Annotated in this window: 13 protein-coding genes; 8 read left to right on the plus strand and 5 right to left on the minus strand. The window is 72.3% G+C overall.

Features of this window, described 5'->3' with window-relative positions:
* Window positions 1-56 precede the first annotated feature (56 nt).
* On the plus strand, window positions 57-1,238 hold the full coding sequence (gene tuf, locus OHU34_RS35560) for an elongation factor Tu (protein ID WP_142269229.1): 1,182 nt from the start codon (window positions 57-59) through the stop codon (window positions 1,236-1,238).
* 142 nt (window positions 1,239-1,380) lie between these two features.
* On the plus strand, window positions 1,381-2,172 hold the full coding sequence (locus tag OHU34_RS35565) for a spermidine synthase (RefSeq protein ID WP_142269948.1): 792 nt from the start codon (window positions 1,381-1,383) through the stop codon (window positions 2,170-2,172).
* 153 nt (window positions 2,173-2,325) lie between these two features.
* Here the strand turns inward: OHU34_RS35565 and OHU34_RS35570 are convergent, their stop codons facing one another.
* A complete protein-coding gene (locus OHU34_RS35570) occupies window positions 2,326-3,375 on the minus strand; it encodes a hypothetical protein (protein ID WP_405770158.1) in 1,050 nt (349 codons plus the stop codon).
* Between the two features lie 246 nt (window positions 3,376-3,621).
* Here OHU34_RS35570 and OHU34_RS35575 point away from each other — a divergent pair, with 246 nt between their 5' ends.
* Window positions 3,622-4,059 carry a DUF4442 domain-containing protein gene (locus OHU34_RS35575; protein WP_142269947.1) on the plus strand — a complete coding sequence of 146 codons (438 nt, stop codon included), beginning with the start codon at window positions 3,622-3,624 and terminating at the stop codon, window positions 4,057-4,059.
* 114 nt (window positions 4,060-4,173) lie between these two features.
* Here OHU34_RS35575 and galU read toward each other — a convergent pair whose 3' ends face one another.
* Window positions 4,174-5,103, minus strand: coding sequence for a UTP--glucose-1-phosphate uridylyltransferase GalU (gene galU, locus OHU34_RS35580; RefSeq protein ID WP_142269227.1), 930 nt, complete (start codon window positions 5,101-5,103; stop codon window positions 4,174-4,176).
* A gap of 407 nt (window positions 5,104-5,510) precedes the next feature.
* Here galU and OHU34_RS35585 point away from each other — a divergent pair, with 407 nt between their 5' ends.
* On the plus strand, window positions 5,511-7,421 hold the full coding sequence (locus tag OHU34_RS35585; RefSeq protein ID WP_142269226.1) for an RICIN domain-containing protein: 1,911 nt from the start codon (window positions 5,511-5,513) through the stop codon (window positions 7,419-7,421).
* A gap of 93 nt (window positions 7,422-7,514) precedes the next feature.
* Here OHU34_RS35585 and OHU34_RS35590 read toward each other — a convergent pair whose 3' ends face one another.
* Complete coding sequence (locus tag OHU34_RS35590; RefSeq protein WP_405770161.1) at window positions 7,515-7,928, minus strand: hypothetical protein; 414 nt, start codon at window positions 7,926-7,928, stop codon at window positions 7,515-7,517.
* 201 nt (window positions 7,929-8,129) lie between these two features.
* Between OHU34_RS35590 and OHU34_RS35595 the strand changes: the two genes are divergently transcribed.
* The gene (locus tag OHU34_RS35595; RefSeq protein ID WP_142269224.1) at window positions 8,130-8,783 is read left to right on the plus strand and encodes a DedA family protein; all 654 of its coding nucleotides are present in this window, start codon (window positions 8,130-8,132) and stop codon (window positions 8,781-8,783) included.
* A gap of 10 nt (window positions 8,784-8,793) precedes the next feature.
* On the opposite strand, the gene OHU34_RS35600 is transcribed toward OHU34_RS35595, so the two are convergent.
* Window positions 8,794-9,321, minus strand: a complete 528-nt coding sequence (locus OHU34_RS35600) for a gamma carbonic anhydrase family protein (protein WP_142269223.1) — start codon at window positions 9,319-9,321, stop codon at window positions 8,794-8,796.
* A gap of 76 nt (window positions 9,322-9,397) precedes the next feature.
* On the opposite strand from OHU34_RS35600, the gene OHU34_RS35605 reads away from it, so the two are divergent.
* Window positions 9,398-10,189 carry an acyltransferase gene (locus OHU34_RS35605; protein WP_078615958.1) on the plus strand — a complete coding sequence of 264 codons (792 nt, stop codon included), beginning with the start codon at window positions 9,398-9,400 and terminating at the stop codon, window positions 10,187-10,189.
* A 1-nt stretch (window position 10,190) separates the two neighbouring features.
* On the opposite strand, the gene OHU34_RS35610 is transcribed toward OHU34_RS35605, so the two are convergent.
* On the minus strand, window positions 10,191-11,048 hold the full coding sequence (locus tag OHU34_RS35610; protein WP_142269222.1) for a DMT family transporter: 858 nt from the start codon (window positions 11,046-11,048) through the stop codon (window positions 10,191-10,193).
* Between the two features lie 105 nt (window positions 11,049-11,153).
* Here OHU34_RS35610 and OHU34_RS35615 point away from each other — a divergent pair, with 105 nt between their 5' ends.
* Both OHU34_RS35615 and OHU34_RS35620 read left to right on the plus strand, forming a co-directional pair.
* A complete protein-coding gene (locus OHU34_RS35615) occupies window positions 11,154-11,726 on the plus strand; it encodes a helix-turn-helix domain-containing protein (protein ID WP_142269221.1) in 573 nt (190 codons plus the stop codon).
* A 43-nt stretch (window positions 11,727-11,769) separates the two neighbouring features.
* Window positions 11,770-12,327, plus strand: a complete 558-nt coding sequence (locus tag OHU34_RS35620; protein WP_230196516.1) for a YbaK/EbsC family protein — start codon at window positions 11,770-11,772, stop codon at window positions 12,325-12,327.
* Window positions 12,328-12,337: the final 10 nt, after the last annotated feature.

The following is a 12,337-nucleotide window of genomic DNA, read 5'->3' on the forward strand; positions in this document are numbered from 1 at the left end:
GGTCGGTCAGTTCGCCGGGGTCCCCACTTCCTACGGACACGCTTCGAGGTACAGCCATGCCCAAGACCGCTTACGTGCGGACCAAGCCACACCTCAACATCGGCACCATGGGCCACGTGGACCACGGCAAGACCACCCTGACCGCCGCCATCACCAAGGTCCTCGCCGACCGCGGCACCGGCGCCTTCGTTCCGTTCGACCGTATCGACCGGGCCCCGGAGGAGGCCGCGCGCGGTATCACCATCAACATCGCGCACGTCGAGTACGAGACCGACACCCGCCACTACGCGCACGTGGACATGCCGGGCCACGCCGACTACGTCAAGAACATGGTCACCGGGGCCGCGCAGCTCGACGGGGCGATCCTCGTCGTCTCCGCGCTCGACGGGATCATGCCGCAGACCGCCGAACACGTCCTGCTCGCCCGCCAGGTGGGCGTCGACCACATCGTGGTCGCGCTCAACAAGGCCGACGCCCTCGTCGACGGGGACGACACCGAGTTGATCGACCTGGTCGAACTGGAGGTCCGCGACCTGCTCACCGAGCACGGCTACGGCGGCGACTCCGCGCCCGTCGTGAGGGTGTCGGGGCTTCGGGCCCTGGCCGGCGACCCCCGCTGGACGGCGTCGATCGACGCGCTGCTCGACGCGGTGGACACCTATGTGCCCATGCCCGAGCGGTATCTGGACGCGCCGTTCCTGCTGCCCGTGGAGAACGTGCTCACCATCACCGGCCGGGGGACGGTCGTCACCGGCGCCGTGGAGCGCGGGACGCTCCGCCTGGGGGACCAGGTGCAGGTGCTCGGCGCCGGTGTCGAGACCGTGGTGACGGGCATCGAGACCTTCGGCAAGCCGATGGAGGAGGCGCAGGCCGGGGACAACGTGGCACTGCTGCTGCGCGGCGTGCCCCGGGACGCCGTTCGGCGGGGTCATGTGGTGGTGGCGCCGGGGAGCGTGGTGCCCAGCCGGCGGTTCACGGCCCGGGTGTACGTCCTGTCCGGGCGGGAGGGCGGCCGCACCACGCCCGTCTCGACCGGCTACCGGCCGCAGTTCTACATCCGTACGGCGGACGTCGTCGGGGACGTGGACCTGGGCGGGATCCCGGTCGCACGGCCCGGGGACACGGTCGGCATGACCGTCGAGCTGGGGCGTGAGGTTCCGCTGGAGCCCGGTCTCGGCTTCGCCATCCGCGAGGGCGGGCGGACCGTGGGGGCGGGAACCGTGACAGCCGTGCTGTGAGGGCGGCCGGTGCCCGTGGCCGACGTGCGCGGGGGCCTGCGGGCCGTGCTCCTTCGGGGGTGTGGCCCGCGGGCACAATGGGACGGTGAACGACGAGCCCATACCCGTCTCCCGCGCCGTCGACCACGGCACCGCCAAGCTGATGCCCGACGTGGACCGGGAGCGGGCCTGGCTGCTGACCGTCGACGGGGCACCGCAGTCGTACGTCGACCTGGACGAGCCGACGTACCTGGAGTTCGAGTACGCGCGGCGCCTCGGGCACGTCCTCGACACCGTCGCCGAGGCCGGGCGGCCCCTGGACGTCCTGCATCTCGGCGGCGGCGCGCTCACCCTGCCCCGGTATCTGGCCGCGACCCGGCCGGGTTCCCGGCAGGACGTCGTCGAGTTCGACCGCGGGCTGCTGGAGCTGATCGACACGCACCTGCCGGTCCCGGCCGGAGCCGGCATCGCGCTGCACGCCGCCGACGCGCGGGACTGGCTGGAAGCGGCTCCGGACGGCTCCGCCGACGCGCTCGTCGCCGATGTCTTCGGCGGCTCCCGCGTCCCCGCCCATCTGACGTCCCTGACCTACGCCCAGGAGGCCGGTCGGGTCCTGCGCCGCGACGGCGTCTATCTGGCGAACCTCGCCGACGCGGCACCGTTCGGCTTCCTGCGGTCCCAACTCGCCAACTTCGCGGCGGTGTTCGAGGAACTCGCCCTCATCGCGGAGCCCGCCGTACTGCGCGGCCGCCGGTTCGGCAACGCGGTGCTCGTCGCCGCGCACCGTCCGCTCGACGTGACCACTCTGGCCCGCCGCACCGCCTCCGACGCGTTCCCGGCCCGGGTCGAGCACGGCCCCGGACTGCGCCGCTTCATCGGCGACGCCCGCCCGGTACGGGACGAGGACGCCGTACCGTCCCCCGAACCACCCGAGGGTGCGTTCGGCATCGGCTGAGCGGCGTCGGCCCAGCGGCGGCACCGTCGCAGCGCCGCGGGTGCCCCGCGGGGAACCCGCGTACCGGTCACCGGCCGGCCGTCCTCGCGGAGGTTCCGCGGTGTGCGGCCGGTGACCCGGTGAGCGGCGGCGCGGCCGGTGACCCGGTGGCGGCTAGTTCTGCGTCGGTGTCCCGTTCAGCCGTACGGTGCTGAGGATCTGCATGATGGTGGCCTTCGGGAGTTCGTCCTTCACGCCCTTGGCCCCGTACAGGTTCCACGACACGTAGTCGCCGTTGGAGTTCTTGAAGCCGAACGTGATCGCCTTGCCGTCGCTGTCGCACTTGCCCTTCTGGGGCGTGTTCGTCGACTGGGCCCAGGCGTAACTGCCCACGATGCCGGAGGCGGTCGTGAAGGCGGTGGCCTTCTTCTCGAAGGTCAGGCTCTTCTTGTCCGGCTCGGTGTAGCCGCCGAAGACCCACCAGGCGGGCGTGTTGATGGCGATCTCGTCGGTCGACTTGGCCCCCTCGGCGCCCTTGCTGCCGACCACGGCCAGCGCGGTGTCCTCGGTCTTGCCGTCCTTGTCGGAGTCCACGGAGCACCACTTCGACTTGAACTCGGCCGTGCCCCCCTGGAGGATCTGGTCGTAGCCGTCGGACTGCTCCTTGTCCTCCCACTCGAAGCCCTGGCTGAGCGTCGGGGACTGGACCTCCCAGTCGGCCGGCACGTCGAAGGCGATGCCCCACTTGGGGTTGACCACGACCTTCCAGCCGGCGACGGTCGCCTTCGCGGTCTCGTTGCTGCGCGGGTTGTCGTCGGTGCCGGTCGAGGAGGAGTCGGAGGCCGAGGCGGAACCGGACGTGGAGACCGTGGGGCTCGCGCTGCCCTTGCCCGCGTCGACCTTGTCGTCATCGTCGCCGCCCAGCACCAGGAACCCGGTGACACCGGCGGCCACGACGACGGCCATGGCCGCGACGATCGCGATCAGCTTCGTCCGGTTGCCGTCGCCTGAGCCGCTTCCGCCGGGCGGCGGCGTGGGCGCGCCCGCGGGCGACGGGGCGCCCCACTGCGGTTGCTGCGCGTAGGGGTTGGGCTGCTGGTCGGGTTGTTGCGGGTAGCCGGGCTGCTGATACGGATTCGGCTGCTGGTATCCCGGCTGCTGGTACGGATTGTTCTGCGCCTGCGGGTTCTGCTCTCCCCCGGGCGGCTGCTGTCCTGGCCACATGGCCAGAAACCCTAGTGCCGTCCGGGACACGATTCGGTCACCGCCCCTTGTCAGGGACGTACCGAATCGGACGCGAAGGGCCGAAGCATGCGAAGTGTGCCCTGAACTTCCCGGATTGCGCCATCCGGGACCTCGTCGGCGACCCTCGCGAGGGCGGGGGCGCGCGAGGAGGTGGGGCGAACGTCACGCCGGTCTGGTCAGTTGAAGCTACTCACAGGTAACATCGCGGGCATGAGCGCAGACCAGATGTCCATCGGCGAGATGCTTGCCGCCACGGTGCCCATGGCCCGGACCCTGAACCTCCAGTTCCTCGAGGCAGGTCCGGAGAAGGCCGTGGTCGCCCTGCCCGACCAGGGCGAGTTCCACAACCACGTGGGCGGGCCGCACGCCGGGGCCATGTTCACGCTCGGCGAGTCCGCCAGCGGTGCGATCGTCCTCGCCGCGTTCGGCGACCAGCTCTCCCGCGCCGTACCGCTCGCCGTCGGCGCCGAGATCGCCTACCGCAAGCTGGCCATGGGAGCGGTCACCGCCACCGCCACGCTGGGCCGCCCGGCCGCCGAGGTCGTCGCGCAGCTCGACGCGGGGGAGCGGCCCGAGTTCCCGGTCGCGATCGAGATCCGCCGCGCCGACGGTGCGGTGACCGGCGAGATGACGGTGACCTGGACCCTGCGTCCCAACAGCTGATCGGCCGAGCGGCCGAGCGGTGTCCTGCGAGGGCGGCGGCCCCCGGTCACGGCGACCTCGGGGCCCTGCGGGGCGCCGGGTACTGCCCGCCACCCTCCGCCCGCCACGCGCCGGTCAGGCCGCCGGCTGTTCCCGGGTCGCGTCGCCGTCCTCCAGGCCCGCCACGAACTCCTTCAGCCAGGCGACGAACTCCGGCCCCAGGTCGGGCCGGTCGCAGGCCAGGCGAACGACCGTGCGCAGATAGTCCGCCTTGTCGCCCGTGTCGTAACGGCGGCCCGAGAAGATCACGCCGTGCACCGTGCCGCCCGCCGCGAGTTCCTGGAGGGCGTCGGTGAGCTGGATCTCACCGCCGCGGCCGGGTGCGGTGCGCTCCAGGACGTCGAAGACGGCCGGGTCGAGCACGTACCGTCCGATGACCGCGTACCGGCTGGGCGCGTCCTCGCGCGCGGGCTTCTCCACCAGACCGGTGACGCGCACCACCCCGTCCTCGCCGGACGGCTCCACGGCCGCGCAGCCGTAGAGGTGGACCTGCTCCGGCGGGACCTCCATCAGGGCGACCACGCTGCCGGCGTACCGGTCGCGGACCTCGAGCATCCGGCTGAGCAGGGTCTCCCGCGGGTCGATGAGGTCGTCGCCCAGCAGCACCGCGAACGGCTGGTCGCCGACGTGGTTGCGGGCGCAGAGCACTGCGTGACCGAGCCCGAGCGGGTCGCCCTGCCGGATGTGATGGATGTCGGCGAGCCGGGCCGGATCGCGCACCGCGTCCAGTCGGACGGTGTCGCCCTTGGCGGCGAGCGCCTGCTCCAGTTCGAAGGCGTGGTCGAAGTGGTCCTCGATGGCCCGCTTGTGCCGGCCCGTGACCATCAGGACGTCGTCCAGACCCGCGGCGGCCGCCTCCTCGACGACGTACTGGATGGCCGGCTTGTCGACCACCGGCAGCATCTCCTTCGGCGTCGCCTTGGTGGCGGGCAGGAAGCGGGTACCGAGGCCGGCGGCCGGGACGACTGCTTTGCGGACACTGGGTGCGGAGTGGGGGGCGCTCATGCGGATCAGGGTGTCCCACGGGGATGGGAGTTCCCCGAGAGTCACATCTGAGATTCCTGTGGGCCGTCCCTGCGCCGGAGCGGCCGGCCGCTCCGGGCCGGAAGTTGGAGATTCGGTGTGCCATCCGGCTTTGCGCGTACACAAGTTGAGTCCCGGGATCCGGGCGCCATTTCGAATGCGGGTGCGGATACCGCCGGTAACTTATCTGAAATTAGCGCGCTTTGAACTTGGGTCACTCGAACTCCTTGTTTCCTGTGAGGCCCGTGTGCGAAGGTGAGCCTCCCCTTACGGACGGGTCGGATCAGGCCAACGTGCCTGGTCAGGCCAAAGGTACGCACCAATCAGGCACCTGCTTTCCGACACCGTGCTTTTCCGTGCCGTTCGTCGGCTTGGAAGGAAATGGTTCCGTGCAATCCCCGAACCCCCCACGCCCGCCCCACCCGCCCCGCCCCGGCTGGACCCCCGGGGATTCCGATCCCCAACTCGCCGCCCTGCTGGCCGCCCGGCCCGCCGGTGACGACGGGCGTGCCCGCGCGGTCGCCCTGCTGTTCGCCCGTCACTGGCGGGCGGCCCACGACTACGCGACCGTCTGCCTGGCCGGCACCGAGGACACGGCGCGGCTCGTGGCCGCCGCCGCGTTCCACGAGGTGCTGGGCCGGCTCGCGGACGGGCGCACCGGTGGCGCCCTGCGTCCCCAACTCCTCGTCTCCGTACGGGAGACGGTCCGCAAATGGGCCGGCGCCGACGGGGTGGCCGACGTTCTGCCGGAGCTGCGGAAAACCGTCGGCGGCCGCGGACTGCGCGCCGCGCGGGCGGTGACCGCCGAAAGGCGGCAACTCGCCGAGCGTTCTTTCCAGTTGCTTCCGTCCGCTTCCCAATGCCTGTTGTGGCACACGGAGGTGGAGGCGGACCCGATATCCGTACCGGCCGGTCTGTCCGGCGTGGACGAGCTCTCCGCGGCGGCCGCGCTGGAACAGGCGCGAGAACAATTCCGGGCGGGCTGTGTACGCGCCCACCGGGAACTCGCGCCGACGAGTGAATGCCGCTTCTACAATCGTCTCCTCGACGTTCCGCTGCGCCGCGGCGGAACGCTGCTGCCCGATGTCCGGCAGCATCTCGCGCACTGCCGCTTCTGCCGGCACGCCGCCGAACAGCTCAGCCATTTCGACGACGGCCTCGACCTGCTGCTCGTCGAGACCGTGCTGGGCTGGGGCGCCCGCCGCTACCTCGACTCGCGCCCCGGGCGCACGGCCTCCGCCGGCATGTCGGCCGGGCCCGCAGTGCCGGCCGGGCCTGCCGCGCGGCGGCCGCCCGTCGGAGGCGGCCGGCACCGCACCACCTCGGCGGGGCTGCTCGAACTGCCGGGCAGGCGGCCCAAAGCCGTGCTGGTGGGCGTGGGCCTGACCTCGCTCGCGCTGATCGCGACCGTCCTCGTGACCAAGGGCTGGTCCGATGACAACGGTGTCCCCACCCCCGGGGCCACCTGGGGCGCACCCGTCGGCGGGAACAGCACCCCGGCCACCGGCGGACGGGGTCTGCCCGGCGGCTCCGACGACCCCTCGCCCCCAGGATCCCCGTCGGCCGCCTCCGCGTCCCGGTCCGCCGAGGTCGCGCACGGCAGGCTGCGCAGCCCGGACACGGAGCTCTGCCTCGACGCCGCCCGCGGTCCGGCCAGGCCCGGTGCGGGAATCGTCCTCGCGGGTTGCTCGCAGGCCGCGTCCCAGCAGTGGTCGTACCAGGACGACGGGCTGCTGCGCAGCGCGGCCGACCCCACGCTCTGCCTGGGCGCGGACCCGGGCCACCGGACGACCGCCCTGGTCAGCTGCCTGGTGCACGCCGGCGAGACGTTCTTCGACCTGACCGTCCGCGGGGAACTCCTGCTGCGGCGGGACGACGCACTGGTCGTCGCGCGCGCCGCGGGCAAGCCGGGAGCGGCCGTCGTCGTCACCGAGCGGGACGGTTCCGGCGGGCAGCGGTGGGTGTTCGACACGGCCGCGGCGGCGCCGGGGGTGCCCGGTCCGGAGCCGCGCAGTACGGCGGAGCAGCCCGTGCCGGGCACACCCGGGTCCCCGGACCTCCCGGCGCCGCGCGGTGACCGGCCCCTCGCCCCGGACGCCGCACCGGCGCCCGCCGAAACGGATCCGGCGCCGGAGTTCGGGACGAGGGTCGCCCAGGTGCAGTGCTGCGACCCGCCGGGCGGGCCGGCCGCGCCCGAGGCCGCCCCCGCCACGCTCCTCGACGCGCTCCCGGCGCCCGCCGCGGTGTCCGACACGCTGGGGAAGGTCGTCGCGGACGTGACCGGGTCCTTCGGTCACTGAGCCCAGGAACCGGAAGGAGGGGCCGCACGAGGGGAGTGGCCCCTCCTTCCTTCTTTCTTCGCCGGCTCACTTCTCGCGCGGACGACCGCCCGGCTACGAGGTGCAGACGTCCCTCAGTTCCGAGGCCGCCTTGTCGATCTCGGCGGAGTCGGGCCGCTCGCCGTCGAGGATGTCCTGGTTGTAGTCCTCGACGGCCTGCTGGAGCTTGTCGACCGCCTTGTCGACCTTGCCGCCGTCGGACGAGCTGTCGTCCGACCTGCCGTTGATCTTGTCCAGGTTCTTCTCGATGGTGTCGATGGAGTCCTCGGTCCGCGTCGGATCCTCGATGGCGTCGGCTCCGGCCTTGTTGATCGCCGTGATGCTGTCCGTGATGTCGTCGGCGTTCGAGAGGCAGTCGACGGAGTCGTCGAACTCGCAGCCGGTGAGCAGGCCGGCGGTCAGCGCGAGGGCTGCCGCGGCGGTGGCGATGACGGCAGTACGGCGTTCGCGTCGGCGGTTCACGGCCATGGTGGGGTCCTTTCGGCAACGGTGGGGCACGGTGGGTCCTTCCTCCACCACGATCACGTGACGGCGCCGTCGTCACGAGGGACCCCGCCCCCGGATCCGTGGTGTAGCGGGCTACACCACGCGACGGGCCGGGTCCGGCCGACCCGGTAGGCTTCCGGGAAGGCAAGGCTGCCCAGGGACGTCAAACGGGAGGAACCCGCGGTGCACGTGCAGGAATGGCTCGACACGGTGCCCGCGGCCGCCGTCTACGCCCTCGTCGGGCTGGTGATCGGACTCGAGAGCCTCGGCATCCCGCTGCCGGGCGAGATCGTCCTGGTCTCGGCCGCGCTGCTGTCCTCCCAGCACGGCGGCATCAACCCCGTCGTGCTCGGCGCGTGCGCCACCGCGGGGGCCGTGATCGGCGACTCCATCGGCTACGCCATCGGCCGCAAGGGCGGACGTCCGCTGCTCGCCTGGCTCGGCGGGAAGTTCCCCCGGCACTTCGGCGAGGGCCATATCGCCACCGCCGAGCGGTCCTTCGAGAAGTGGGGCATGTGGGCCGTCTTCTTCGGCCGCTTCGTCGCCCTGCTGCGTATCTTCGCCGGCCCGCTCGCGGGCGTGCTGCACATGCCGTACTGGAAGTTCCTCGTCGCCAACGTCCTCGGCGGCATCGCCTGGGCGGGCGGCACGACGGCCGTCATCTACTACGTGGGTGTCGTGGCGGAGTCGTGGCTGAAGAAGTTCTCGTACCTGGGCCTGGTGGCGGCGGTGCTGATCGGCCTGACGTCGATGCTGATCCTCAAGCGCAAGGCGAAGAAGATGCAGAGCGCTGCGCAAGAGGCCGAAGCGGAGACCGTGCCCGCCGCCGCCGAGTAGGCGGGCCGCCCTACTCGTGCACCTTCCCGTGGGCCTTGGCCAGGTCCGCGTAGAGGGTGCCGTTCAGGGTCACACCCTGCCGTTCCTCATCGGTCAACTCCCTCCTGACCTTGGCCGGTACGCCCGCGACCAGTGATCCCGGCGGTACCTCCATGCCCTGGGGCACCAGCGCCTGTGCGGCGACCAGCGAACCCGCCCCGATCACCGCCCCGTTGAGCACGGTCGCGCCCATCCCGATGAGGCAGTCGTCGCCGACCGTCGCCCCGTGCACGACGGCGTTGTGGCCGACGGACACCCGCTCGCCGATCGTCACCGGAAAGCCGGGGTCGGCGTGCAGCGTCACATTGTCCTGGATGTTGGCGTCGGCCCGGACGGTGATCCGCTCCACGTCGCCGCGCACGACGGCCCCGTACCAGACGCTCGCGCCCGCCTCCAGCGTCACGTCCCCGATCACCGAGGCCGTCGGCGCCACGAACGCCTCGGCGTCGATCTTCGGTTCCCTGCCGCCGATGCCCACGATCAGCGCCTTGTGCGTCATCACCGTCTCCTCGTCTCGGTCGTCCCACCGCACCGTACGCCACCGGGTGGGGCGAAGATCACAGGGCCGTGGGCGCATGGCCGCACCGCGCGCTGAGTACGGTGAGCGGGTGCCGAAGCCCTGGAACACGTTCTCGTCATGGCGGCGCCGACTGGTGCAGCGCGCCGTCCACGCGGGCTGGGCGTGGGTGCAGCGCACGGGCTCCGTCACCGCGGAGCACCCCGGACGCCTCCGCTTCGGCTCGATCGGCCGGGGCACCCGGCTCGCCTTCCCGCTCGGCACGGTCTTCGGGGAGCCCTGGATCCACCTCGGCGCGCACTGCATCGTCGGCGAACAGGTCACCCTGACCGCCGGCCTCATGCCCGACCTGGACCTCGGCCCGGACCCGATCCTGCGTCTCGGCGACGGTGTGGTGCTCGGTCGGGGCAGCCATGTCATCGCCGACACCACGGTCACCATCGGCAGCGACTGCTACTTCGGCCCGTACGTCTACGTCACGTCCACGAACCACTCCTACGACGATCCGCACGAGCCCATCGGCAAGCAGTGGCCCCGCATGGAGCCCGTGGAGATCGGCCCTGGGTGCTGGATCGGCACCGGGGCCGTGATCCTGCCCGGTGCGCGGATCGGACGGAACGTCGTCGTCGCGGCCGGGGCGGTGGTACGCGGCCCGGTGCCCGACCACAGCGTCGTCGCGGGGGCGCCCGCCAAGGTCGTACGGCGCTGGACGCCCGCCGAGGGCTGGCAGCCGCCGCTGCGCACCCCGGCGCCGGTGCCGATCCCGGACGGCGTCACCTCGGACCAGCTGGTCGCGCTGTCGGAACTGGACGAGGAGACGGCGGCCGCGCTCGCCCGGCTGGAACCCTAGGTCACCCGGTCGCCAGCAGCAGCGTGCCGACCAGGGCAAGGCCCGCGCCCGCCGCCTGGACCGCGCGCAGCCGCTCCCGCAGGAGGCCGCGCGCGGCGAGGGCGGTCACCACCGGGTAGAGCGAGGCGAGCACCGCGGCCACCGTGACCGGGCCGTGCTGGGCGGCGACGGCGTAGGTGCCGTTCGCGGCGACGTCGGCCAGCCCGACGAACCCGTACGCCGGCAGTGCGGACAGGGCCAGGCCGCCCGCGGGAAGCGCGGGCGCCCCGCGCCGGACGGCCAGGTACAGCGCCGCACCGCCGGTGGCCACGTTGGTCACGCGCTGCACGAACAGGGCGAGGAACAGGCCGGTGACGGTGGTGGACGCCTCGGTGATCAGGACGAACACCGTGCCGAAGCCGAGCGCCGCGACCAGTGTGAGCAGGACGGCCCGGCGCTGCACCGGGGCGCCCCTGAGCTGTGGGCCGCCCGCCAGGACGACCCCCACCACGGCGACCGCGATGCCCGCCACCTGGACGAGTCCCGGCCGCTCGCCGAGGACCAGCCCGACGGAGACCGGCACGGCCACGCTGAGGGTGGCCAGGGGGGAGACGACTCCCATGGGGCCGAGCGCCAGCGCCTTGTAGAACGAGAACAGGGCGACCGGGCCCACCAGTCCGGCCGCGACCGCGAACCACAGACGGGGGCCGGCCTCGCTCCAGCCACCGGTGGCGACCACGATCGCGCCGAGGACGACGGCCGCGATCGACTGCGAGACCACGACCACGGTGAGCGCCGGGGCCCGGCGCGTCAGCAGCCCGCCGCCGAAGTCGGCCAGGCCCCACAGGAGGCTGGTGGCCAGGGCGAAGAGTGCTGTCACGGGTCCCTCGCAGTACAGTTCGGTGCACGATCAGGTGCACCCCACGGTAGTACAGGGAAGTGAATCCTGGCATCCAAAATATTGGACTCCCGAAGTGGACGGAATGTGTCGGACCTCGAACTCCTGACCCAGTCCCTGGCGCGCAACGTCAAGCACTGGCGCGCGGTGCGCGGCTTCACCCTGGACGTGCTCGCGGCCCGGGCCGGTGTCAGCCGCGGGATGCTCATCCAGATCGAGCAGGCCCGCACCAATCCGAGCATCGGCACGGTCGTCAAGATCGGTGACGCGCTCGGCATCAGCGTCACCACCCTCCTCGACTACGAACGAGGCGCGAAGGTCCGTATCGTCCCGGCCGATCAGGCGGTACGGCTGTGGCACACCGACGCCGGCAGTTACAACCGGCTGCTCGCCGGCACGGAGGCCCCCGGTCCGTTGGAGATGTGGGACTGGCTGCTGATGCCGGGCGAGAGCAGCCTCTCGGAACCCCACCCCGTCGGCACGGTCGAGCTCGTGCACGTCACCGCGGGCGAACTCGCGCTCACCGTGGACGGCGAGGAGTACCGCGTCCCGACCGGCGCGAGCGCCTCCTTCGAGGCGAGCGTCCCGCATGTCTACGGCAACCGGGGCGAGGTGCCGATGGAGATGGTGATGGCCGTCTCGGTGCCGCCCGTGCACTGAGACGAAGCGGCCGTCGGCGGGCGGCTCTTGTTAGCGTGCGGTCATGCGCGCACCCATCGGACACTTCGACACCGCCACCCCCGCCCCGGACTGCCTCGACGAGCTGGTCGGCCCGGTCGCCGACGCCGTACGCCGGTGGAGCGGCAGCGTGCCCGCCGACGAGTTCGTCCACGTCGACACGGATCCGCGGTGGGCGGACACGGCCGTCTTCGTGGAGCACTACGGCCGGGAGCTGCTGGAGCAGTCCGCCAACTGTGTGGTGGTCGCCGGCAAGCGGGGCGGCGAGACGACCCTCGCCGCGTGTGTCGTGCTGTCCACCACCCGGGTCGACGTCAACGGGGTCGTGCGCCGCCGACTCGGCGTCCGCAAGGCCTCGTTCGCGGCGATGGACACGGCGGTGGGGGAGACCGGCATGGAGTACGGCGGCATCACACCGATCGGACTCCCGGCCGGCTGGCCGGTGTTGGTGGACTCCGCCGTCGTCGACCTGCCGTACGTCCTGGTGGGCAGCGGGCGTCGGCGCGGGAAGCTGCTGGTGCCGGGCAAGGCGTTCGCCGAACTGCCGGGCGCGGTGGTGCTGGAGGGGCTCGGCGTGGCCTGAGGCGTCTCAC

It is taken from the genome of Streptomyces sp. NBC_00080 (assembly GCF_045041255.1).
GTDB classification, from domain to species: domain Bacteria; phylum Actinomycetota; class Actinomycetes; order Streptomycetales; family Streptomycetaceae; genus Streptomyces; species Streptomyces coriariae.